Below are 23,537 nucleotides of genomic sequence, written 5' to 3'. Positions count from 1 at the left end.
ACGGTCCAATCCCGCTGCTGGGCGGGCTGGTGACGAACGCGTCGCTCAGCCCGCCCAGTGCGGCCGCACGAAGGTCCAGGTACATGGCTCAGGTGGCACAACCGGTCCTCGAGGTCCGCGACATCGTCAAGACCTACGGGGGAGTTCACGCGCTCAACGGGGTCTCCCTGTCACTCCTGCCAGGCGAGGTGCATTGCCTCGCAGGCGAGAACGGCAGTGGGAAATCAACGTTGATCAAGATCATCAGCGGTGTGGAGAAGCCCGACTCCGGCAAGATATCGATCTCCGACCAGGAGCGGACCCACCTCACGCCTTCGGAGGCGATCGTGAGTGGAGTCCAGGTGATCTACCAGGACTTCTCGCTGTTCCCCAACCTCTCCGCAGCCGAGAACATCGCGATGCTGAGCGAACTGGCGGAACGTCGCAAGCTCTCGTCGCGCACGCGGATTCGCGAGGTCGCGCGCCGCATCGTCGAGGACTTGGGCCTGTCGATCGACCTTGACGCGGACGTCGCGACGCTCTCCGTCGCCGATCGACAGCTCATCGCGATCTGCCGAGCGCTCGTCGGCGAGGCGAAGGTGCTGATCATGGACGAGCCCACCACCGCGCTCACCCACACCGAGGTCGACAGGCTCTTCATCATCGTGCGCCGCCTCCAGGAGCGCGGAGTCGCCGTGATGTTCGTGAGTCACAAGCTCGACGAGGTGCTCCAGATATCGCAGCGCCTGACGGTCCTGCGCAACGGCGAGGTGATCGAGTCAGGCGTCGCTTCGGACTACACGGGCAGGTCGATCGCCAAGGCGATGACCGGTCGGGAGGTGAACGACGCGCGCCTCGTCGACGCGGTTCCCGAGGACGCTCCCGTGCTGCTCAAGGTCTCAGAGCTGACGCGCGAAGGAGGATTCGATCGTGTCTCGTTCGAGCTCCGATCCGGAGAGATCCTCGGGATCACGGGACTCCTCGGCTCCGGCCGATCAGAGATCGCCGAGGCGATCTTCGGCATCAACCCCGCTCAAAGCGGCACCATCGCGGTCGATGGCGAGGTGCACCGCATCGGATCGATTCGCGACGCGGTCAAGGCGGGAATCGGATACGTGCCCGAGGACCGGCTCACTCAAGGTCTCTTTCTCGACCAGTCGATCGCGGACAACATGGTGGCCGCTTCGCTCGACTCGTACCGGTCGCGCACTGGGCTCCTAGACCGCGGTCGGATCCGCACCTCGATCGCTGAGCTCTTCGCCCGGCTGCGCATCGCTGCACCCAACGTGGCGGCCATGGTGCGAAGCCTCTCAGGTGGGAACGCGCAGCGCGTCGTTCTCGCGAAGTGGCTCGACCGCCGTCCCCACATCCTCATCCTGAACGGACCCACCGTGGGCGTCGACATCGGCTCCAAGGAGGAGATCCTGGCGATCCTGAGGGAGCAGGCGGCCGAGGGGATCGGGGTCATCGTCATCTCCGATGACATCCCGGAGCTGGTCTCCAGCTGCCACCGAATACTGATCGTTCACGAAGGGCGCGTCGTCTCCGAGCTCATCGGAGACGAGATCGATGCCGAGAAGATCCAGCTGAGGATGGCGGCATGAGAGAGCTGATGTGGCGCCTACGGGGCGCCAACAACGAGGGGCTGCTCGTCGCCGTGATCCTGATCGTCGTGGTCGCGATGTCGCTCGCCAGCCCGGCCTTCTTCACGGCCAACACGTTCTTCGCGCTGGTACGGAGCTCGATGGTGCCGCTCATCTTCGCGCTCGGCGTTCTCCTCGTGATGATCTCCGGCGGGATCGACGTGTCCTTTCCGGCGATCGCGATCTTCGCGGCGTACACGACCGTGAAGTGGTCCATGGACGCAAGTTTCGATCCCGGTCTCGTGGTGATCTTCGTCGTCGCGATGGTCGTCGGCGGACTCCTCGGACTCCTCAATGGCGTGGTGATAGCAAGGTTCAGGCTCCCGACGCTGATAGTGACGCTCGGAACGCAGACCATCTATAAGGGAATCCTGCTCACGTACGTGGGGTCGGTGTACATCTCGGCGTCGGACCTGCCGGCCTCCATCACCGGTGCCGATGTGCATCTCGTGGACATCGCCGGCGGCGGATACCTGCACTTCATGATCATCCCGGTCCTGCTGGTGGCGCTCCTGATCGCGTGGATGCTCAAGTACACGGTGTTCGGGCGCTCGATCTTCGCGATAGGGGGCGACACCGAGGCGGCCCGGCGCGTGGGCATCAAGGTCGTGCGCACGCAGGTCTGGCTCTACGTCCTCGTGGGCGCCCTCGCAGCGTTCGGCGGGATCATCTACGTGGTGCTCGGCAAGAACGCCAATCCCCAAAGCCTGGTGGGTACCGAGCTCGACATCATCGCCGCAGTCGTGCTGGGAGGCGCGTCCATCTTCGGCGGTCGCGGCTCGGTGATGGGCACGGTACTCGGAGTGGTGCTCGTCCAACTCATCAACAACAACCTTGTCCTCGTGGGCATCCCGAGCACGTGGCAGCGCGCCGCCGTCGGCCTGCTCCTGATCTTCGGTGTGACGGTCCAGGCGTTGGGTGCGATGCGTGCAAGGCGGCGACCTGTCGCGCTCGCGAAGGAGGTGTCGGCATGAACAACGAGAACCGCAATGGACTCGCTGAGATGAACGGGCGAGTAGGTGCGGCATGGACCTCGCTGCTCGAACGGATCCATGTGCAGCGCGGCGTGGGGCGAATGGCGTTCCTGCTGATCGCCACCTTCGCGTTCTTCGCGATCCTTAAGCCCAGCGTCTTCCTCAACCCCGTGAACCTCACGAACATCGCAGTCGCCGCGCCCGAGATCGGTCTGCTCTCGCTCGCTGTAATGCTCGCCATGCTCACGGGTGGCATCGACCTGTCCGTGGTTGCGATTGCCAACGGCACTGCAGTCACGGTCTCGAGCCTCTACACCGCGATTGCTGCCGCTCAGGGCGAGGCCCAAGCGGAGGCTATGACGCCGGTGATCATCTTCGCGGGCATCCTCGTCGGAGCGGCGCTCGGCGCGATCAACGGCGTGCTGATCAGCATCGTGGGCATCACGCCGATTCTGGCGACGCTCGGGACCATGCAGGTCTTCAACGGCCTCGCGCTCGTGTGGACCGGCGGGGTGACGATCTCCGGTGCACCCTCTGCCCTGACGGCGATGGGTGACACCGCGATCGCGGGGATCCCTGTACTCATGATCATCCTGATCGTCGCTGCCGCCGTCGTGGCGCTGGTCATCAACCGAACGCCCATCGGCCGCAAGATCCAACTGCAGGGCGCGAATCCGGTCGCCAGCAGGTTTTCCGGTATCTCTGCGAGGGCCACGCTGATGGTGACGTACCTGATGTCCGGCCTGCTTGCGGCGATCGCAGGGCTCCTCTTCCTCAGCCGCAACCCGTCCGCGAGCGCTGACTACGGTTCAAGCTACGTGCTGCTGGTCATCGTGATCGCCGTGTTGGGCGGCACCAACCCGAACGGGGGGTTCGCCACCGTCATGGGCGTCGTGCTCGCGACGCTGACGCTCCAGGTGCTCTCGAGCGGCTTCACCGCCATGCGTCTCTCCGCATACGAGTACGCGATCGCCCAAGGCGTGATCCTCGTCGGCGTCATGGTGCTCGACCAGGTCAAGTTCACGCGTCGACGGCGCACCAAGTCCCCGAATCCCACAGAGGACCACACCGCCGTGGTCCAGTCGAACTCTCTCTGATTGGAACGAGAACATGAAGAAGATCATCAACGATCCCGCGGCGTTCGTCGACGAGTTCGTCGAGGGCATCCTGCTCGCCCACCCCGACCTGGTGAAGACTCCCGGCGACGACATCCGCGTGATGGTGCGTGCGGACGCACCTCAGCAGGGGAAGGTGGGAATCGTCACGGGCGGCGGCTCCGGGCATCTACCGCTGTTCAAGGGCTACGTGGGGAAGGGTCTCTGCTCAGGCGTCGCGATCGGCAACGTCTTCAGCTCTCCGAGCTCGGACCAGATTCTCCAGGCCACGAAGGCCGTCGACGGCGGCGCGGGCGTGCTCTACCTGTACGGCAACTACGGCGGCGACGTGTTCAACTTCGATCTCGCGGTCGATCTCGCCGAGCTCGAGGGCATCGAGACCAAGACCGTGCTCGGTCGCGACGATGTGGCGAGCCAGCCGAACGAACGCAAGCACGACCGACGTGGGGTCGCGGGCATCTTCTTCGCCTACAAGCTCGCGGGCGCTGCCGCTGAGCGGGGTGACAGCCTTTCCGACGTGGCGGCCGTCGCAGAGGACGCGGTCGAGCGCTGCGCGACCATGGGCATCGGTCTCGCGCCGACGATCCTGCCGACGACCGGGAAGCCGAGCTTCGAGCTGCCGGACGGCGAGATGGAGATCGGCATCGGGATCCATGGCGAGCCTGGCATCCACCGCGGATCGCTCGAGACTGCTGACGAGATCGCCGAGCACCTGACGTCGGCGCTTGTCGCCGACCTCGGCCTCGCCGAGGGGTCCCGCGTAGCGGTGCTCGTGAACGGCCTTGGCGCGACCCCGCTCGAGGAACTCTACGTGCTGTATCGCCGGGTCTATCGCTACCTGGAGGAGCGAGGCATCGAGATCGTCGAGAAGTACATCGGCGAGTACGCCACCTCGCTGGAGATGGCGGGTGCTTCGATCTCGGTTCTCGAACTCAACGACGACCGTCTGGAGCTGCTTCGTGCGCCGGCGCAGTCCCCATTCTTCCAGGAAGGCTGAATCACCGTGCAGAGCAAGCAACTGAACGCACACATCCGCGAGAGCCTGGCTGTCCTCGTCGAGTCCGCGGACGAGCTACGCGACCTCGATCAGGCGCTCGGCGATGGGGACCTCGGCATCACCATCACCGCTGGCTCTCACGCGGTGATCACCGCGCTGCTCGAACTCGACGACGATGCGACGCCCACCGACATCGCACGAACCTGTGCGAAGGCATTCGCCAACGCCAATCCATCCACGATGGCGGCGCTTGTCGCAGGTGCGCTGCTCGCGGGCTCGCGAACGTGGGACGGCAAGTCGGACATCGGCGTGGCGGAGGCGGCGGCCTTCGTCTCGGCCGCGGCTGACAGCATCGCCACGCGAGGCAAGACCCAGGTGGGCGACAAGACGATCCTCGACGGCATCGCCGCCGCTGCTGATGCCCTGCGCGACGCCTCGAGCACCACCGAGGCCAGCTCTGCGGTGGTCGCAGCGGCCGCCAAGGCGGTTGTCGACACGAAGGATCTGCAGTCCCGACGCGGCCGGGCCTCATGGCTCCAGGAGCGCAGCATCGGGCTCGCCGATCCTGGCGCGACGGCCTTCCAGCGTCTTGCGGAGGCGTGGAAGAAGGTCGAGTCGGACTCCGCGCGCTAGATCTGCGGCGGGAGTCGCCGCCTCAGCAACCTCAGTTTCAACGAAGAACGGAGCACCATCACCCATGAGCACTTGGCTCGATGACATCTTTGACGTGCGCAAGCCTGTGATCGGCATGTGTCACCTGCCGCCCTTGCCGGGAGACCCCGGCTACGACGCCGACACCGGAATGGCACGGATCGTCGAGCACGGGAGGCGGGAGATCGCCGCGCTCCAGCAGGGAGGGGTGGACGGGATCCTGATCTCGAACGAGTTCAGTCTTCCCTACCTCACGGACACCGAGCCGATCACGTCTGTCGCGATGGCGAGGGTGGTCGGAGAACTGCTGGAGGAGCTCACGGTCCCCTTCGGCGTCAACGTGCTGTGGGACGGCACTGCCTCGATCGACCTCGCGGTCGCCACTGGCGCCGCCTTCGTCCGCGAGGTCTTCACAGGGGTGTACGCGTCGGACTTCGGGATGTGGAACACGGATGTCGGGGCGACGGCGCGCCACCGCGCCCGCCTCTCCGCACCGGACGTGAAGCTGCTGTACAACATCGTTCCTGAGGCGGCCCAGTATGTCGCCGACCGGGATCTGGCCCAGATGACCAGGTCGACCGTCTTCAACGGAGCGCCGGACGGACTGTGCGTCTCGGGTCTCACGGCAGGAGCGGCGACAGACACATCGACGCTCAAGATCGTGAAGGAGAACGCCGGTCACGTGCCCGTGTTCGTCAACACCGGAGTGCGCCCGGGCACCGTGACGGAGAGCATGCAGTTCGCAGACGCGGCGATCGTTGGCACCTCGTTCAAGAAGGATGGCATCTTCGAGAATGATGTTGAGGTCGCGAGGGTGGTTGAACTGATGGACGTGGTGCGGGAGCTGCGCTGATGCTGTTCCTCGGCATCGATGTAGGCACCTTCGAGACCAAGGGAGTCCTCGTCGACGCCGAGGGCGAGATCGTGGCACGGGCGCGGCGTCGACATGGGTTGTCGACGCCGCGCCCTGGCTGCGTGGAGCATGACCCCGAGCAGGACTGGTGGGCCGGTCTGTGCGAGATCAGTGCAGAGCTGATGCACGCGGCGCAGGGCTCCCGCCTCGGAGCGGTCGGCGTCAGTGCGATCGGACCTTGCATCGTCGCGGTCGACGAGGAGCTGGCTCCACTGCGTGCAGCCATCCTCTACGGCGTCGACACGAGGGCTTCGGCTCAGATCAGGACTCTCAACGCTGCGCTTGGCGAGGCCGAGATCCTCCGCAGGAGCGGCAACTCGTTGACCAGCCAGTCCGCGGGGCCGAAGATCGCGTGGTTGAGGGACGAGGAGCCGGAGGTCTGGCGCAGAGCGCGCTGGTTCATGACCAGTCAGTCCTGGCTCGTGGCGCGACTGACCGGCGAGGTCACGATCGACCATGGCACTGCCGGCTACTTCCATCCCCTCTACGACTTCGACGCGGGCGCATGGGACGTGACGGGTTGCGAGGACTTCGTCGAGGTCGGCCAGTTGCCGAGACTCGGGTGGGCGAGCGAGGTCGCCGGCACCGTCACGCGACGGGCAGCTGAGGCGACAGGCATCCCCGTCGGAGTTCCTGTGATCATCGGCACCACGGACTCTCCCGCGGAGGCGGTTGGCTCCGGCGTCGTCGACGAGGGCGATGTCATGGCGATGTATGGATCCAGCGGCTACTTCATCCGAGTCGGCGACGAGCCGATCACGCACCGCGAACTCTGGGCCGCGCCCTACGTGTTCGACCGCTCGTACGTTCTGGCTGCCGGCACGTCCACCACCGGGACCGGCACGCGCTGGATATCGGACTTGCTCGGGATCACCGATCCCGACGACGACGTCACGTTCGCGCGCCTGCTTGACCTCGCGCACGAGTCTCTGCCGGGTGCACGGGGCGTGATGGCTCTGCCGCATCTCGCCGGCGAGCGGACGCCGTTCCAGGATCCACAGAGCAGGGCGGCCTTCGTAGGCCTCGGACTCCAGCACACCAGAGCGGATCTCGCGCGTGCGATGCTCGAAGGGATCGGCCATTCGGCCGCCGAGGCGCTGCTCACCTTCGCGCGCGCGAATGTGCAGCTCAGTCGTGTGGTCGCAGTCGGCGGCGCGACCCGCAACGACATCATCATGGCGACCGTTGCTACTGTCACCGGCAGTCCGCAGCACGTGGTCGGCTCGCCCGGTGCGTCGTACGGCGACGCCTTCCTGGCGGCTCACGGCATCGGCGAGATCCCCCACCGGGCGGATGCCAAGGGGTGGGGCGAGGCAACTCGCGTCGTGGCGCCAGACCCTCGCTCTTTCGAGCAGTTGCGTTCCGACCATCAGGACTTCGTCGCGCTCTATCGCGCCTTAGCCCCGCTGGCCGCACGGAGAGCCCACCGCTTCTTGGAGGTAGCAGATGTCTGAGACCGACTGGACGCGCATCGCGGGGCTCGTGGCGGATGGCGTCGATCTGTCGAAGGGCGACAAGGTATCGGTGTTCATGACAGACCCGCTGGCGATGCCCGCTGTCGAGTCCTTCGTGGAGGAGTGCTACCGCCGCGGCGCAGTGCCGCAGGTGCTCGCGACAGACGAGCGCTTCGACCGCGCCGCTCTGCAGTGGTCGGATCCGTCGGCGCTGTCGGCGGCTCCGCCACTTGAGGCAGCGGCGATGGAATGGTCGGACGTGCACGTGTCGTTCCGTGCGATGGTGGATCCCGTTCTCGACGCAGAACCCGCGAGAATTGCGTCGCTGCGGCGTGGACGCGGCATTGTCTCGACATTGAGGTGGCAGCACACCCGGTGGGCGCTTGTGCGCGTTCCTACGCCCGTGTGGGCTGACGTCATGGGCCTCGATGCCGAGGCAATGCTCACGCAGTGGGCCGACTCTTTCGATGCGGACTGGTCCGGGGGCCGTGCCCGCATGCAGCGACTGTGCGATCTACTCGCCGAGTCCTCGCGTGCAGTGATCTCGGACGATCACGGCGTGCTCGAGATTGGGACTGCCGGCCGTAGCTGGATCCCGTTCTCCGGCAACGCCAACTGGCCGGACGGAGAGATCGCGACCGCTCCCGTCGAGACCGACCTTGAGGGCGTCGTTCGATTCCCGGGGCGGTTCGCGTTCGGCGGCGTGATGGTGCGAGACCTCGAATTGGTCTTCGACCAGGGACTCGTCGTCGCGGAGCGTGCGGCAGAAGGGCGCGCCTTCGTGCAGGGCATGCTCGCCACCGACGAAGGGGCGCGCCGCGTGGGCGAGTTCGGCATCGGCACCAACGCGGCGATCGTCGACCTGACGGGCGACCTGCTGATCGACGAGAAGATCCTGGGCACCGCCCACATCGCGCTCGGGCGCGCGTATCCGGAGTGCGGCGGGATCAATGAGTCTGCGATCCACTGGGACATCGTCAAGGACCTGCGCGGGCTGGCCGGTGCGGCCGCCGGCTCACTCCGTGTCGGTGACGAGTGGCTCATCAAGGATGGCGTCGTCCAGCCACTGCTCGCTGAGGCCTCGGTTCCTTGACCTCGTCCAATCCCGACGCACCGACGGCCTGGATGAGGTCCGAGCCGAGCACATGGGCCAACGGCTAGGGGGGAGTCGTGTCAGGCTCCCCTCCTACACTGGCGCCATGGCCGTCCCCGACCCCTCCGAGCTGCTCGTCGTGGCAGACGCGACGGCATGGCGCGCATGGCTCGACGCCCACGAGACGTCGTCGGACGGCGTGTGGCTCGTGCTAGCCAAGAAGGGCACCGTGGACCCCACGTCGTTGACCTACGCCGAGGCACTCGACGAGGCGCTGTGCAGCGGCTGGATCGACGGTCAGAAGCGGTCGCGCGACGAGGCGACGTTCCTGCAGCGCTTCACGCCGCGTCGGCGACGGTCGATGTGGTCCGCGCGCAACGTCGAGCATATTGCGCGGCTCGAGTCCGAGGGGCGGATGCGCGAGGCCGGGCGTGCGCAGGTCGCAGAGGCCAAGGCCGACGGCCGGTGGGATCGCGCGTATGCCGGCTCCGCGGACATGGAGGTTCCTGACGACCTCGCTGCGGCCCTCGCGGATGTGCCCTCTGCGTCGGCACGGTTCTCCGCACTGACGCGTGCCGAGCGCTTCTCCGTGCTGCACCCGATCATGACCGCAGCGACGCCGGAGACCAGGGCGAGGCGCATCGCGCGGGTGGTGTCGAGGCTGGACGAGCGTCAGGAAGAGGGAACCGCGTGAATCTGAGACAGGCCGCGATCGGCGCGGTGGCGCTCGACGCAGGCGCGATCGTCGTGTTCTCGGCGATCGGGCGCGCGAGCCACGAGGAGGGCGTGCTCGGCGAGGCGGGGCTCGGGCTCGCGACCACAGCATGGCCGTTCCTCGCGGGAGCAGGCATCGGCTGGGCGCTCTCGCGCGGGTGGAGGCGGCCGTGCGACTGGAGGCGCACCGGAGCGGTCGTCTGGGCGTCGACCCTGGTGGGCGGCATGCTGCTCCGCGTCGCGAGCGTTCAGGGCGTGCAGGTCTCGTTCGTGATCGTCGCCGCGCTCTTCCTCGCCGCGTTCCTCGTCGGATGGCGCGTCGTCTCCGGCTACATCGCCACGCGCAAGGGTCTCAAGCCGTGAGGTGCGATGTGATCCGCTTCGTGGCGTTCGAGGATCTGGGCGTGTGGGAGGCCGAGATTCGCGCGCACGGCTACGAGGTGCGATACCTCGACGTCGGCGTGGACGACGTGGTTCAGGCGGCCGGGGCCGACGTCACGATCGTCCTCGGCGCACCCATCGACGCGCCGGACACCACGAACTATCCCGTGCTCGCGGACGTCCGCTCCATGCTCGAGGCGCGGCGCGACCGGCCCACGCTTGGCGTGTGCCTGGGCGCGCAGCTCATGGCGCTCGCGGCGGGAGCGATCGTCGGTCCGGGCACTCGTGAGGTCGGCTTCGACACGGTGGACCTGACCGACGCGGGCCACGACTCGGCGCTGGGCCCCCTTGCTGGCACCCCGGTGCTCCACTGGCATGCCGACACGTTCACGCTGCCGTCTGGCGCGACGCTACTCGCGGGCAACGCCGCGAACGCGCACCAGGCGTTCTCGCTCGGGCGATGGCTGGCGGTCCAGTTCCATCCCGAGGCCGATCCCGAGGCGATCGAGCGGTGGGTGATCGGGCACACCGGAGACCTGCGCGCGTGGGGCGTGCCCGCGTCGGACCTACGACGCCAGGCGCGCGAGCACGGCGATGCCGCCACGATGGCGGGGATCCGCATGATCCGCGACTGGTTGCGCGCGCTGTAGCCCAGCGTTGCGTCGCTTCGCGTCAGGAGGGCGTCACGACCACCTTGCCGAGGTGCTCGCCCGATGCGACCCTGTCCACGGCCGCGCGTGCCTCGGCGAGCGGGAACGTCGAGTCGATCGTGGGCCTCAGCCCCGTGCGCACCAGGAAGGACATCAGGTCAGCGAGGTCGTCGCGCGTGCCCATGGTCACGCCCTGGATGCGCAGCTCGTGGAAGAACACTCGTGTCAGGAGCGCTGGCTCGGGGTCGCCTGTGGTGTGGCCCGCGATGGCGATCGTGCCGCCATTCTTCACCGAAGCGATCGAGTGCTTCCACGTCGCTCGCCCGACGGTCTCGATGACCGCGTCCACCCGAGTCGGCAGGCGGTCGCCGGGTTCGACGGCCCCGACGGCCCCCATGCGCAGCGCGGCCTCGCGCTTGGACTCGCTGCGCGACGTGGCGTAGACCTCCAGGCCCGCCGCCGCACCGAGGGCGATAGCGGCGCTCGCCACGCCGCCTCCGACGCCCTGGACCAGGACCGACTGCCCTGGAGTGAGCGCCGCGCCGTGGAACAGCATCCGGTAGGCCGTGAGCCACGCGGTCGGGAGGCACGCGGCCTCCTCGAAGGTGAGCGCGGCAGGCATCGGGATGAGATTGGCGGTGGGCACGGCGACCTGCTCGGCCAGGGTGCCGTCGTAGCGCTCGGACAGGATGCTGCGCGGCTCGCGCGGGCCTACGCCGTGGCCGTCGGCGCCGATCACTCCGTGCACCACGACGTTCTCGCCCTCCGGTGTGACCCCGGCGGCGTCGCACCCGAGGATCATCGGCAGCTGGCGCTCGGAGAGCCCGACGCCCTTGAGGCTCCACACGTCGTGGTGGTTGATGGAGGCGGCGCGGACGCTGACCGTGGTCCAGTTCTCGCGCGCTTGCGGTGCGGGACGCTCACCCACTTCGAGCGCGGAGGCAGGGTCGTCGGGGCTGAAACGGGCGGCGTAGGCGGCGAGCATGGTGTCAGCCTATGTCCGGCATCTCCCTTGGGAGTGGGTGTGAGGTCCCGGGGCGGCATCGCACAGCCCAGGTGGTACAGGGATGTCCACTGTGATGCAGCGACGGGGCGAAACCGTCACTGACGGTCCACGGGGAGGATCGGTGCGGACTGGCATGCGAGCTGGTCCGCTCGTGGACAGTCAGTGACGTTCTCAGCGGTCGCATGTGTCCTGGTGGACGGTGATGTACCGCGAAATGAAGAACGGGGCCCGATCCATGTGGACCGGGCCCCGTCAGGCAGTGCGAGTCGCTACGCGGAGACCGCGGCCACCGACTGCACGGCGATCTCGTGCTCCTCGTTCGTGGGCACGACCCAGATCTGCACCGGCGAGTCGTCCGTGGAGATGAGCGTCGACTGCTTCTTGCGGCCCTCGTTGCGCGCGGGGTCGATGACGATGCCCAGGCCCTCGAGGCCCTGCATCGACTCGAGGCGCACGATGTCGTCGTTCTCGCCCACGCCCGCGGTGAAGACGATGACGTCGACCGAGCCCATGAGCGCCAGGTACTGGCCCACGTACGACTTGATGCGGCGCGTGTAGATGTCGAGTGCGAGCCGGGCCTCGTGGCTACCGTCCGCGATGGCCTTGTGCACGTCGCGCAAGTCCGAGTACCCGGTGAGGCCGAGCATGCCGGACTGCTTGTTGAACAGCGTGTCGATCTCATCGATCGACATGCCTGCTGCGCGGTGCAGGTGGAATACGACCGCGGGGTCGATGGTGCCGGTGCGCGAGCCCATGACGAGGCCGTCGAGCGGGGTGAGTCCCATCGACGTGTCCACCGCGTGCCCGGCCTGCACGGCGTCGGCCGACGCGCCGTTGCCCAGGTGCAGGGTGATGACGTTGATGTCCTTCGGGTCGCGGCCCATGAGCGAGGCGACTTCGCGCGACACGTAGCCGTGCGAGGTGCCGTGGAATCCGTACTTGCGGATGCCGTGCTCACGCGCCACCTGGAGGTCGAGCGCGTACGTGTAGGCGGCCTCGGGCAGAGTCTGGTGGAACGCCGTGTCGAAGACGGCGACGTGCGGCAGCTGCGGGAAGGCGGCGCGGGCGGCGGAGATGCCGGCGACATGCCCGGGGTTGTGCAGAGGCGCGAGGACCGAGAGCTTCGCGATCGCGCGCTCTACCGCGTCGTCGATCAGCGTGGGGGCGGAGAACTCGTCGCCTCCCTGCACTACACGGTGGCCCACGACGGTCAAATCCGCGAGGTCCACGCCGGAGCCGGGCTGCGAAAGGGTCTCGATGACCTCGCCGATGGCCAGCGCGTGGTCGGTGACGCGCTCCACGATGCCGGACGCGAGGGGCTCGTCCTTCGTGGTGTCGACCACCTGGTACTTCACCGAGCTGGACCCGCAGTTGAGGACCAGGGCGATCCCCTCATAGTTGACGGACACGCTGAATACGCAGCCTTTCCTAGTCGATCTGCTGTGCCTGGATGGCTGTGATGGCCACCGTGTTGACGATGTCCTGCACCAGGGCGCCCCTGGACAGGTCGTTGACGGGCTTGCGAAGGCCCTGGAGCACCGGGCCGATCGCGACGGCGCCCGCGGAGCGCTGCACCGCCTTGTACGTATTGTTCCCGGTGTTCAGGTCGGGGAAGACCAGCACGGTCGCCTGGCCCGCGACGGGCGAGTCCGGGGCCTTCGAGGCGGCGACGGACGGCTCGACGGCGGCGTCGTACTGCATCGGGCCGTCGACGGCGAGATCGGGGCGGCGCTCGCGCACCAGGCGGGTCGCCTCGCGCACCTTGTCCACGTCGGACCCGCGTCCGGACTCTCCGGTGGAGTAGGACAGCATCGCGACCTTGGGGTCGATGCCGAACTGCAGTGCCGTCTCGGCGGATGAGATTGCGATGTCCGCGAGCTCTTCTGCGGTCGGGTCGGGGTTCACGGCGCAGTCGCCGTAGACGAGCACGCGATCGGCGAGGCACATGAGGAAGACCGAGGACACGATGGACGTGCCGGGCACGGTCTTGATGATCTGGAACGACGGCGTGATGGTGTGCGCGGTCGTGTGCGCGGCGCCGGAGACCATGCCGTCGGCAAGCCCCTCCTGGACCATCATCGTGCCGAAGTAGCTGACGTCCTGCACGCGGTCGCGCGCGACGTCCATGGTGGCGCCCTTGTGCTTGCGGAGCTCGTAGTAGGTCTGCGCGAAGCGCGATACGTACTCCTCGTCGTGGGGCGAGACGATCCGCGCCTTGTCGAGGTCGAGGCCCAGCTCGGCGCCTCGCGCACGGATCGCCGCCTCGTCGCCGAGGATCGTGATCTCCACGACGTTGCGGCGCAGCAGGGTCGAGGCGGCGCGCAGGATGCGGTCGTCCGAGCCCTCGGGAAGCACGATGTGCTTGAGGTCCTGTCGCGCGCGGTCCAGCAGGCCGTACTCGAACATGAGCGGGGTGATGACGTCGGTCTTCGCCAGGTCGAGCAGGCGCGTGAGCTCATCGGCGTCGATGTGCGCCTCGAACATCGCGAGCGCGGTGTCGACCTTGAGCTGCGACTCGCGCGAGAGACGGCCGCGCGTCGCCCAGCAGGTGCTCGCGGTGTCGTACGTGCCGAGCTGGGTGGTGGCGATGGGCAGGGACGATCCGAGTCCCTCGACGAGCCTCATGATCGGCTCGGCGGGCTCGAAGCCGCCGTTGAGGATGATGCCCGACAGCGCGGGGAAGCCCCCTGCGGCGTGCGCGGTGAGGAGCGCGAGCAGCGCGTCGGCGCGGTCGCCTGGCGTGATGACGAGGGCGCCCTCCTCGAGGCGGCCGAGCAGGTGCTCGGGGCTCATGGCGCCCACGACGATCGCGCGCACCTCGCGCGACATCAGGTCGGGCGATCCGGAGATGACGGTGCCGTTGACGGCCTCGATGAGGGATGCCAGCGAGGGAGCGAACAGCAGGTCCTCCTCGGGCAGCGCGCCGCCCGCGAGTCCCTCCGGCAGGAGCGAGACGATCTGCTCGAGGTCCTCCCGTCGGCAGCGGTTGGCAAAGACTGCGGCCACGTGGGCGTGGCTGCCCCGCATCTCGAGCATCGCGGCCTCGACGGTCTGCGCGATCTCCGCAGGCGTGCGGTCCATGCCGCGCACGACGAGCGCGACCGGCGCGCCGAGGTTCGCCGCGATGCGTGCGTTGAACTCGAGTTCTGCGGCAGAGGAGACGTCGGTGTAGTCGGTGCCGACGATGACGACCGCGTCGCACTTCTTCGCGACCTCGTGGTACCGCTGCACGATCGTGGCGAGAGCCGCGTCGGGATTGGCGTGCACGTCCTCATAGGTGACGCCGACGGCCTCGTCATAGGTCAGATCGACGCCATCGTGGCCCAGCAGGAGCTGGAGCACGTAGTCGGAGCCGTCCGCGACGCGAGCGACGGGGCGGAAGATGCCCACCTTCTCGACGCTGCGCGCGAGCAGCGCGGTGATCCCCAGGGCGATCGTGGACTTCCCGGTGTCGCCTTCGGACGATGCGATATAGATGCTGTGTGCCACACGTCAAGGATGTCACGTCGTCGCTTGCGTGCCACACGACGTTAGGCCTATACGGGGGGAGGCATGTGGGGCGGTCCGTGCGCGCGGGGTCGGCGTATTCGTCCACTTTGCGGAGAAGCGTCACCGTTTTCTTCTCTCCAATTGCGTCAGGACCATGGCGTTCACGCAGGCGCGCCCGTAGACTCCAAAGGTCCGCGCGGCGATGAGGGAGTCGCGCCTGACGTCCCTTGGGGGTGCGTGTCGTGGAGTTCTCGCGCCTGCGTGCCGTCGTGGTCGACGCCTGGACTCGCCTCAGCTCCACTGGCGTAGACCGCGTCGACGTCACCCGCGCGCGCATGGTCGAGGGCGCCAACCATGTCTTCGTGCTGTGCAGCCTCGCGCACGTGCCGTTCGTCGTCTACCTCGCGCTCGGTGCGCCGCCAGCGACGCTGGTGCCTGCCGTGGCGCACCTCGGCCTCATCGCGGTGTGGTGCGCAGGCCTGTTCCTCAACTCGCGCGGGCACTTCCTGGTCGCGGCGATCGCGGGAGTCCTCGCGCCCGTCGTGCAGCTCGGCTACCTCACGATCGTGATGTCGCGCGGCGCGGGCTTCCACCTGCAGCTGGTGATGATCGGGGGCCTGGTGTACACGGTGTTCGCGCGCCGCCACTGGCGGGTCGGCTTCGCCGTCGGTCTCGTGGCCGCGACCGCCGCGGGTGTGCTGCACGTGCTACCGGCGAGCGCAGCCCCCCACTTCCCGGTCTCCGAGCTGTGGGTCGAGGGCGCCATGGTGATGAACCTGGCGCTCATGGCGATGTTCATCTACGCCACCGGCTACTTCAACCACCGCTACTACACGCGCGAGCGCCGTCGCAACGAGCGCCTGCTCGCGGAGGCGTCCCGGCTCGCGGCCACCGACAGCCTCACGGGTCTGGTGAACCGTCGCGGGATCGAGCCAGCGCTCCAGGACGCGATCGCCGAGGGCCACTACAGCCTCGCGTTCGTCGACATCGATCGGTTCAAGGACATCAACGACCGCTTTGGGCACCCGCGCGGTGACGCGGTGCTCGAGGCCGTCGCGGAGCGGTTGCGCGCCAGCCTCCCCGAAGGCGCGAGGCTCGCGCGCTGGGGCGGCGAGGAGTTTCTGGTCGTCATGCCTGGCCTGGGTCTTGTCGCGGCCGTGGTCGCGATGGAGCGCATGCGCGTCGCGACCGAGGGCGACATCGGCGTGGCAGGCGAGCTCGAGCACGTCACCGTCTCGATCGGCGTCGCGCACTCGCCCACGGCCGGCCGCGGCGAGGAGGCCCTGCAGCTCGCGGACGGCCAGCTCTACGCGGCGAAGGAGGCGGGGCGCAACGCGGTACGCGGCGCCTCGCTGCAGCGAGTCCCGTCGAGGGTGCGCGCGTGACGACGCCGATCCAGGGGATCCCTGTCGCGCGGCGCCTGCTCGACGTGTCGTCGACCGTCGTGCAGGGGCTCGTGATCGGGGCGGCACTGCTGAGTGCGGCTCACGCGGTGTTCTACACGGTGTACGACGCCGAGGGCTTCCGGGCACTCATCGTGACCGATGCGGTGGCCGCGGTCGCGTTCGTCGGAGTGCTTCTGCTCGTCCGTGCCGGTCGTGCCCACGCCGCTGCGCTCGGAGTACTGGCCCTTGCCCTCGTCCAGATCGTCGTCGCGACCGCGCACATGGGCTGGCCGAGCGGCGTGCACCTGTACCTGCTCGCGGGCGGTCCGCTCGGCCTGCTGCTGTTCTCCGATCGCCAGCGTGCGCTGCGCTGGGCCTCGATCGTGGTCGCGGCCTCGGTCTTCCTGCTGTGCCAGGTCACGATGCCGCTCTCGCGCGCGCTGGTCGCGCTGCCAGAGCCGATGATCACATTCCTCTTCACGGTGAACGCGGGCCTCACCGCGGTGGTCATCTCCGTCATCGCCGTCGCGACGCATCTGCGCGCGGCCCACTCGTCCCAGGCGGCGGCCGATGCGACGGCGAGGGCCGAGTACCTCGCGGCGACGGACCCGCTGACCGGACTTCCGAACCGGCGCCCCGTGACGGAGACCCTCGAGGCGCTCGCGTCGGTCGGCTCGGGCTCGTACGGTCTCGCGATCGCAGACCTTGACCACTTCAAGCGCCTCAACGATGCATACGGGCACTCGTGCGGCGACCGCGTGCTGGCCACGATCGGGCGGCGGCTTCGCGAGCAGTTGCGGCTGACGGATACCGTAGGACGCTGGGGCGGTGAGGAGTTCGTGTTCGTGCTCCCCGGAGCGACCCTGGAGGAGGCCACGGCCATGCTGGAGAGAGTGCGCGCAGTCGTCGCGGATCACGCGGTCCCCTGCGCGGGTCACTCGCATGAGGTGACGGTGTCGATCGGCGTCACGGACGGGCTCGACGATGAGCGGGCGCACCGTGTCATCAAGCGCGCGGACGACGCGCTGTATGCCGCGAAGAGCGGAGGGCGGGACCGCGTCGTCGCGCGTGGCATCGCGGATGTCGCGCCCGGCTCGGACGCGGAGCGTGTGCTGCGTGCGCGCCTCGAGGCCGGGGCGCCGTCGTCCAAGGCTGGCCGCGGCCAGGCCGAGCAGTGACGGCCGTGGCTGAGAGCGCCACGGCCCGCGTGCGCTGGGGCGCAGTCGCTGGTGCTGTCGCGATCGCGGTGCTCGCGGTCGGCGTCGCAGGAGGACTGGGCTGGTGGCAGTGGACGCGCGCGGAGGCGACCGGGCAGATGGTGCTGCCTGAGCCGTCCGTGCCGATCGCCGAGGTGCTGAGGCCGGGCGATCGTGCAGGCACGGGTGTGGGCCGTCAGGTCTCAGTCGAGGGCCGCTGGCTCGACGAGGAGGTCTTCGTCGTTACGGGCCGTGAGGTGGAGGGTGAGCCCGCGCAGCTGCTCGTGCGGGCGCTTGAGGTCGACCCCGACGCGACGGGAACGGGCGAGCCGGCGACGCTGGCGGTCGTCGTCGGCTGGGCGCCCGCCGATGCGGCGCCTGCCGTCGCGGTGCCCGAGGGTGGGGTGGCGCTCACCGGATACCTGCGGGCCTCGGAGCAGAGCACGCCCGCGCCGGACGCCTCAGCCGTGGAGGCGACGACGGTCGGCGCCGTCGCGACGAGCGCGCTCGCGCAGACCTGGCCCGCCCCTCTGTACTCCGACGTGCTCGTCTCATACGAGCCGATCGACGGGTGGAGGGCCCTCGAGCCGCTCCCGCCCACCACGGAGCTCAACCTGCGCAATGCGGCGTACGCGATCGAGTGGTGGATCTTCGGTGCGTTCGCGGCGTTCGTCGCCGTGCGGTGGATACGTGACAATGGGAGGCAGCGCCCCGCCGCGCCCGCCGAGGGTGCTACCCCCGCGTCGGGCGCGGACCCCGGCGACCAGGAGGAAGCGTGACCCAGCCCGCCCCCGAGGACACGACCCGCGGCGATGCCAAGGTGCGGGGAGCGCTCGCGCGCTACCGCGTCATGGCGATCATCACCGGCACGTTCCTGCTCACCGTGTTCATGGGTCTCATCCGGTACGTCCCTGGCATCGACGAGCCGTCTGCCGTGGACGCGTTCTTCACCGGCGTCGCGATCGTGCACGGCTGGATCTACGTGATCTACCTGATCACCACGGTGGATCTGTGGATGCGGATGCGCTGGGGTCTGGGACGGCTCCTGTACATGGCTGCGGGAGGCGTCGTGCCGCTGCTGTCGTTCTTCGCGGAGCGCCGGATCGCCCGCGAGGTCGCCGGTACGCTGGGCTCGTGAACGAGACCGCGCACCGCCCCGTCCTCGTCGTCGACTTCGGCGCCCAGTACGCCCAGCTGATCGCGCGCCGCGTGCGCGAGGCGAGCGTGTACTCGGAGATCGTGCCGCACACGATGCCGGTGGCGCGCATGCTCGAGAAGGACCCTGCGGCGATCATCCTGTCCGGTGGCCCCTCGTCGGTATACGAGGACGGCGCGCCGCACCTGGACGACGAGGCCGCGTTGCTGACCTCCGGCGTTCCCGTGATGGGCATCTGCTATGGCTTTCAGGTCATGGCCAAGGCGCTCGGCGGCACCGTCGCGAAGACGGGCCTGCGCGAGTACGGCCGTACCCAGGCGCACGTGTCCGACGCGGGCGCGGCTCTGTCGGGCAGCCCCCAGACCCAGGAGGTCTGGATGAGCCACGGCGACTCGGTGCACGAGGCGCCCGCGGGCTTCACCGTTCTCGCGACGACCGAGGGCGCGCCCGTGGCGGCGTTCGAGAACCTTGAGGCGCAGCTGTGCGGCGTGCAGTGGCACCCCGAGGTGAAGCACTCGCCCCTGGGCCAGGCGGCGATCGAGAACTTCCTGTACCGCGTCGCGGGCCTCACGCCCGACTGGACCAGCGAGAACGTCATCGACGAGCAGGTCGCGCGCATTCGCGAGCAGGTGGGGGACAAGCGTGTCATCTGCGCGCTCTCGGGTGGCGTCGACTCGGCCGTGGCTGCAGCGATCGTGCAGAAGGCCGTGGGCGACCAGCTCACGTGCATCCACGTCGATCACGGCCTGATGCGTGCGGGCGAGGTCGAGCAGATCGAGAAGGACTTCGTCGCCTCCACGGGTGTGCGCCTCATCATCCGAGATGAGAAGGAGCGGTTCCTCAGCGCCCTCGCGGGCGTGAGCGACCCTGAGACCAAGCGCAAGATCATCGGCCGCGAGTTCATCCGCGTGTTCGAGGACTCGGCGCGCCAGGTCGTCGAGGAGGCGGGCGCGCACGGCGAGGACGTCGAGTTCCTCGTGCAGGGCACGCTGTACCCCGACGTCGTCGAGTCGGGCGGCGGTGAGGGCGCGGCCAACATCAAGAGCCACCACAACGTGGGCGGACTGCCCGACGACCTGCAGTTCTCGCTCGTGGAGCCGCTGCGCACGCTGTTCAAGGACGAGGTCCGCGCGGTGGGCCGCGAGCTGGGCATCCCCGAGGAGATCGTCGGGCGCCAGCCGTTCCCTGGCCCCGGGCTCGGCATCCGCATCATCGGCGAGGTCACGTGGGAGCGGCTCGAGATCCTGCGCGCGGCCGACGCGATCGCGCGCGAGGAGCTCACGAAGGCGGGTCTGGATCAGGACATCTGGCAGTGTCCCGTGGTGCTGCTCGCCGATGTCCGCTCGGTGGGCGTCCAGGGCGACGGCCGCACGTACGGTCACCCGGTCGTGCTGCGCCCCGTGTCCTCGGAGGACGCGATGACCGCTGACTGGTCGCGCGTGCCGTACGAGGTGCTCGCCCACATCTCCAACCGCATCACCAACGAGGTAGCCGAGGTCAACCGCGTCGTGCTCGATGTCACGAGCAAGCCGCCGGGCACGATCGAGTGGGAGTGACCACGCCGCAGGCGGCCGGGGCGCGCGGATGGACGCCGACGCACTGACCCTGGCGCGCGCTCAGCTCGAGCGCGATCGCGCCGTGGAGCATCGAAGGCAGGGCTGGATCGTCCGCCTCTATCTGGCGTTCGGCGCCGTTGTCGCATGCGTGTACGCGTGGACGTTCCTCACGGCTGCGCTGCTCGAGCCGCGCTGGCTCGCGGCTGTCGCCTTCGCGACGGCGCTGCTGTGCCTGGGCGGCATCGGAGCGGACGTGCGTGGCCATCGCCTGGGCGCGGCGGCGATCTCGCAGGCGGCGCCGATCCTTCCCGCGCTGCTGTACGCGTCGGCGTTCTCCGTCGACGCGGGGTTCGCGTCGATGCTGATGCTCGGCGCGCTCGGCGTCGCGGTGACGGTGCCCGAGGACCGGCCGAGGTGGCGCATCGGGCTCGTCGCGGCTCTCGTGGCGGGCATCGCGATGATGCAGATCGCGTTCCCTCGCTCGCGTGCGTGGTCCCAGCTGCCGACGGCGGAGACGTCGGCGCTCGCGGCCGCGCACCGCACGCTGCTGACGGTGGGCCTGTTCACGCTCGCGCTGATCCTGACCCAGGCGCTGGTGCGGGCGCGACGCATCGTCGATGCCTCGCTGCGCCTGTCGCAGGCGGCGGCGGACACGGACACGCTGACCGGGCTGCCGCATCGCCGCCCGGTACGCGAGCGCATGGAGTCGCTCGCGCGGCGGGGTCGTCCGTTCGCGGTGGCGCTCGCGGACGTGGACCACTTCAAGGCGCTCAACGACACGTTCGGGCACGACTGCGGCGACGAGACCCTGCGGCACGTGGCGCGGGCGATGCTCGACGGCACGCGCGAGGACGACCTCGTGGGCCGGTGGGGCGGCGAGGAGTTCGTCTCAGTGCTGCGTGCGGCCACGGAGAGCGAGGCGGCGGACGCGATGGAGAGGGTGAGGGTCGCGGTGGCGGCCGCGTCTCCCGTCTGCGCCGTGGCGGACCATCCGGCGACCGTGTCGATCGGCGTCGCGATGTGGGAGCCGGGGGAAGAGGTGGACGAGGCGCTGCGCCGCGCCGACTCGGCCCTGTACGAGGCCAAGCGGCGCGGTCGCGACCGCGTGGTGACCGTGTCCGAGCCTCCCGGCCCGGCCTGGTCGCACCCCTAGCGCTGGTCGGCGTCGGGCGTGGAGCCCATCGGGACCGTCGAATCGGGGCCGGTGTGCTGCGAGGCGACGGACTCGTCGGCCGCGGAGAACTCGGCGGGGGTCTGCGCATACATGGGCGGCGCCTGACGGTCGCGCACCCCGGCGACGGCGGCCGTGATGAGCAGCCATACGCCGAGCGCGCCGAGCGCGACGATGCCGACGAGGCCCATGTCGACGTCGTAGCCGGACAGGCGGGCGCCGACGATCACGCCGACGGCGCAGGTGGCGGCGGGCACGACGGCCCATCCGAAGCGCTGCGCGGGGCTGCGGCGGGGGCGGGTGAACGTGGTCATTCCTGGACCTCCGAAGTGGTGGAGACGGGCGTCTCGGTGATGAGGATGGTGTTGGCGTACGCGTCGTCCTCGACCACGAGCGTGAGCGTGGGCGTGGGCCCCTCGGGATCGCCGTCGAGCGACACGTAGGTGGCGTCGCCGTCAGAGAAGTCGCACCACACGTCGCGGTCGAGCCATGCAACGGTGGCGTAGGCGTTGCCGCGTCCCTCGAGCACCAGGGAGGTGCCTTCGGGGATGGTGAGCGACGTCGTCTCAGCAGTGATGACGATCTCGCGGTCGGAGCCGACGGTGCTGAGCACCAGGGTCTCGTCGGCGCTCGCGTCGTCCCAGGTCCCGGCGTCGGTGAAGCACGTGCCGCGTACGAGCACCTCGTCATAGTCGCCGAAGATGCTGGGGATGTCGGCTGCCGCGAGCGTCGCGGTCTCGCCGGGGTCCGGCTCCGCGCCTTGGTCGACGTGGACCTCGACGTCGAAGTTCGGATCGATGTTGTCTCGGATCCAGTCCTCGATGTTCGCGGCGATGCGGTCCGCGTCGGGATCGCTCGGGAAGATCCCCTCGTGCTCGGCCCATCCCTCGCGGAACGTGTCCGCTCCGGCGCCGAGCGCGAGCACCGGCGCGACGCCGAGCACGGTGAGGAAACCTAGGAAGCCGAGCTTGCGGCCCGTGAGGCTCACGACGATGAGGATCACGCTCCAGCCGACCAGCACCGCGACCGGCCACGCGACGAGCGGGTGCACCGCGAGCTCGTCGTTCCGCCCGGCGATCGCGACGCCCACGCCGGACAGGATGAGCCACGCGAGCGCGCTCAGGTAGCCGGCGGGGCCGGGGCCGGGGATGCGCGGCCGCGGAGGCTGCGGCGGCACCGGGGGAACGGGCGGGACCGGCGCGTACGTGCCCGACGCTGCGGCGGGGCGACCCTGAGACTCGCCGCGCGGAGGCAGCGGGTTGGGGGCGGAGCCGGGGCCCGCCTGGCCCGGTAGGGCGGCATAGACGGGCGCGGGAGCCGCGGCGGCGACCACGGGGCTCTCGTCGGTGTCCGCCGGGCTTTCCTGAACTCCGGTGGACTCGGCGGCGGTGTCCGAGGCGTGGGGGGCTGCGGGAGCGGCACCGGTCGTGCTGGCGCCGCGGCCACGGCGCACGAGCCACACGACGAGCCACACCACCGAGGCGAGGATCGCGAAGCCCCAGAGCGCGGCGAAGACACCGCCGATCCCGCGTCCGTCGTTCGCGGGCCAGTCCCACGGGCCGATCGTGATGAATGCGTCGGGGATCGAGCTGAGCCCGATGAGGGTGAGCACCGCGATGCCCAGGAGTGCGCCGACGTTCGTGACGCCGCGCCCGAAGTTCTGGATGATGATGTTGCCGCGGCGATCGGGCAGCAGGCCCCACCCCGCGGCGTATGCGAGGGCGGCGAAGCCCCCGGTGAAGATCGCGACGAGGACGAAGATCAGGCGTGCGGGGACGCGGGCGAGGCCGATGCGGTCGCCGACGCCTTCGATGACGCCTCCGACGACCCCGTGGTCGCCGCGCGTGATCCCCCACGAGCGGATCGCGGAGAAGAACGCGGCCTCGTGGGCCGGCTGCTGCGGGTCTGACATGACTGCTCCCTTGCGGGTCGAAGAGACGGGTCGAACGTATGGCTCCATGCTCGCGCCGCCGCCGCGTCGGGCGCTATGAGGTATCCCCCTGATCCGCCCCTG

At 69.1% G+C, this 23,537-nt stretch carries 22 protein-coding genes; 17 read left to right on the top strand and 5 right to left on the bottom strand.

The window, feature by feature from the left end; all coding sequences use genetic code 11:
• Positions 1 to 92 precede the first annotated feature (92 nt).
• From B7K21_RS04950 to B7K21_RS04900, 11 genes are all read left to right on the top strand, one after another.
• A complete protein-coding gene (locus B7K21_RS04950; RefSeq protein ID WP_373994278.1) occupies positions 93 to 1,583 on the top strand; it encodes a sugar ABC transporter ATP-binding protein in 1,491 nt (496 codons plus the stop codon).
• Complete coding sequence (locus B7K21_RS04945; protein WP_084074087.1) at positions 1,580 to 2,596, top strand: ABC transporter permease; 1,017 nt, start codon at positions 1,580 to 1,582, stop codon at positions 2,594 to 2,596. Before B7K21_RS04950 ends, B7K21_RS04945 begins: the two co-directional genes overlap by 4 nt.
• Positions 2,593 to 3,693 carry an ABC transporter permease gene (locus B7K21_RS04940; RefSeq protein ID WP_084074086.1) on the top strand — a complete coding sequence of 367 codons (1,101 nt, stop codon included), beginning with the start codon at positions 2,593 to 2,595 and terminating at the stop codon, positions 3,691 to 3,693. The genes B7K21_RS04945 and B7K21_RS04940 overlap by 4 nt, the downstream gene beginning before the upstream one ends.
• Positions 3,694 to 3,706: 13 nt before the next feature.
• On the top strand, positions 3,707 to 4,708 hold the full coding sequence (locus tag B7K21_RS04935) for a dihydroxyacetone kinase subunit DhaK (RefSeq protein ID WP_084074085.1): 1,002 nt from the start codon (positions 3,707 to 3,709) through the stop codon (positions 4,706 to 4,708).
• A gap of 6 nt (positions 4,709 to 4,714) precedes the next feature.
• Positions 4,715 to 5,341, top strand: a complete 627-nt coding sequence (locus tag B7K21_RS04930; protein WP_200806242.1) for a DAK2 domain-containing protein — start codon at positions 4,715 to 4,717, stop codon at positions 5,339 to 5,341.
• 64 nt (positions 5,342 to 5,405) lie between these two features.
• Entirely contained in the window at positions 5,406 to 6,212 is an 807-nt protein-coding gene (locus B7K21_RS04925; protein ID WP_084074083.1) for a BtpA/SgcQ family protein, read from the top strand.
• Positions 6,212 to 7,726 carry an FGGY-family carbohydrate kinase gene (locus B7K21_RS04920; protein WP_084074082.1) on the top strand — a complete coding sequence of 505 codons (1,515 nt, stop codon included), beginning with the start codon at positions 6,212 to 6,214 and terminating at the stop codon, positions 7,724 to 7,726. The genes B7K21_RS04925 and B7K21_RS04920 overlap by 1 nt, the downstream gene beginning before the upstream one ends.
• On the top strand, positions 7,719 to 8,819 hold the full coding sequence (locus B7K21_RS04915) for an aminopeptidase (RefSeq protein WP_084074081.1): 1,101 nt from the start codon (positions 7,719 to 7,721) through the stop codon (positions 8,817 to 8,819). The genes B7K21_RS04920 and B7K21_RS04915 overlap by 8 nt, the downstream gene beginning before the upstream one ends.
• A gap of 106 nt (positions 8,820 to 8,925) precedes the next feature.
• Positions 8,926 to 9,513 (top strand): YdeI family protein, encoded by a 588-nt coding sequence (locus B7K21_RS04910; protein ID WP_084074080.1) that lies wholly within the window; start codon positions 8,926 to 8,928, stop codon positions 9,511 to 9,513.
• A complete protein-coding gene (locus B7K21_RS04905; protein WP_084074079.1) occupies positions 9,510 to 9,896 on the top strand; it encodes a DUF3054 domain-containing protein in 387 nt (128 codons plus the stop codon). The genes B7K21_RS04910 and B7K21_RS04905 overlap by 4 nt, the downstream gene beginning before the upstream one ends.
• Positions 9,893 to 10,564 (top strand): glutamine amidotransferase, encoded by a 672-nt coding sequence (locus B7K21_RS04900; RefSeq protein WP_200806241.1) that lies wholly within the window; start codon positions 9,893 to 9,895, stop codon positions 10,562 to 10,564. The genes B7K21_RS04905 and B7K21_RS04900 overlap by 4 nt, the downstream gene beginning before the upstream one ends.
• Positions 10,565 to 10,586: 22 nt before the next feature.
• Here the strand turns inward: B7K21_RS04900 and B7K21_RS04895 are convergent, their stop codons facing one another.
• The 3 genes from B7K21_RS04895 to pta form a co-directional block, all read right to left on the bottom strand.
• Positions 10,587 to 11,549: a zinc-binding dehydrogenase gene (locus B7K21_RS04895; protein ID WP_084074077.1), complete on the bottom strand. Its 963-nt coding sequence runs from the start codon at positions 11,547 to 11,549 to the stop codon at positions 10,587 to 10,589.
• A gap of 290 nt (positions 11,550 to 11,839) precedes the next feature.
• Entirely contained in the window at positions 11,840 to 12,979 is a 1,140-nt protein-coding gene (locus tag B7K21_RS04890; RefSeq protein ID WP_234989185.1) for an acetate kinase, read from the bottom strand.
• Positions 12,980 to 12,998: 19 nt separating this feature from the next.
• Positions 12,999 to 15,059, bottom strand: a complete 2,061-nt coding sequence (gene pta, locus B7K21_RS04885) for a phosphate acetyltransferase (protein ID WP_084074076.1) — start codon at positions 15,057 to 15,059, stop codon at positions 12,999 to 13,001.
• A 242-nt stretch (positions 15,060 to 15,301) separates the two neighbouring features.
• Between pta and B7K21_RS04880 the strand changes: the two genes are divergently transcribed.
• The 6 genes from B7K21_RS04880 to B7K21_RS04855 are packed head-to-tail and all read left to right on the top strand — an operon-like array spanning position 15,302 to position 21,505.
• A complete protein-coding gene (locus B7K21_RS04880) occupies positions 15,302 to 16,444 on the top strand; it encodes a diguanylate cyclase (RefSeq protein ID WP_144016070.1) in 1,143 nt (380 codons plus the stop codon).
• Positions 16,441 to 17,622 carry a diguanylate cyclase gene (locus B7K21_RS04875; protein ID WP_084074074.1) on the top strand — a complete coding sequence of 394 codons (1,182 nt, stop codon included), beginning with the start codon at positions 16,441 to 16,443 and terminating at the stop codon, positions 17,620 to 17,622. The genes B7K21_RS04880 and B7K21_RS04875 overlap by 4 nt, the downstream gene beginning before the upstream one ends.
• A gap of 5 nt (positions 17,623 to 17,627) precedes the next feature.
• A complete protein-coding gene (locus tag B7K21_RS04870) occupies positions 17,628 to 18,419 on the top strand; it encodes an SURF1 family protein (protein ID WP_159448420.1) in 792 nt (263 codons plus the stop codon).
• Complete coding sequence (locus B7K21_RS04865; RefSeq protein ID WP_234989184.1) at positions 18,416 to 18,778, top strand: DUF3817 domain-containing protein; 363 nt, start codon at positions 18,416 to 18,418, stop codon at positions 18,776 to 18,778. Before B7K21_RS04870 ends, B7K21_RS04865 begins: the two co-directional genes overlap by 4 nt.
• Positions 18,775 to 20,352, top strand: coding sequence for a glutamine-hydrolyzing GMP synthase (guaA, locus tag B7K21_RS04860; RefSeq protein WP_084074072.1), 1,578 nt, complete (start codon positions 18,775 to 18,777; stop codon positions 20,350 to 20,352). Before B7K21_RS04865 ends, guaA begins: the two co-directional genes overlap by 4 nt.
• Before the next feature lie 28 nt (positions 20,353 to 20,380).
• On the top strand, positions 20,381 to 21,505 hold the full coding sequence (locus tag B7K21_RS04855) for a diguanylate cyclase (RefSeq protein WP_159448419.1): 1,125 nt from the start codon (positions 20,381 to 20,383) through the stop codon (positions 21,503 to 21,505).
• Here B7K21_RS04855 and B7K21_RS04850 read toward each other — a convergent pair.
• The gene (locus B7K21_RS04850; protein WP_084074070.1) at positions 21,502 to 21,837 is read right to left on the bottom strand and encodes a hypothetical protein; all 336 of its coding nucleotides are present in this window, start codon (positions 21,835 to 21,837) and stop codon (positions 21,502 to 21,504) included. The genes B7K21_RS04855 and B7K21_RS04850 overlap by 4 nt on opposite strands.
• Positions 21,834 to 23,435 carry a PspC domain-containing protein gene (locus tag B7K21_RS04845; protein ID WP_084074069.1) on the bottom strand — a complete coding sequence of 534 codons (1,602 nt, stop codon included), beginning with the start codon at positions 23,433 to 23,435 and terminating at the stop codon, positions 21,834 to 21,836. Before B7K21_RS04845 ends, B7K21_RS04850 begins: the two co-directional genes overlap by 4 nt.
• Between the last annotated feature and the right edge of the window lie 102 nt (positions 23,436 to 23,537).

This window comes from Demequina sp. NBRC 110052 (assembly GCF_002090075.1).
Lineage (GTDB): Bacteria > Actinomycetota > Actinomycetes > Actinomycetales > Demequinaceae > Demequina.
This window is presented reverse-complemented; position numbering and strand designations above follow the sequence as displayed.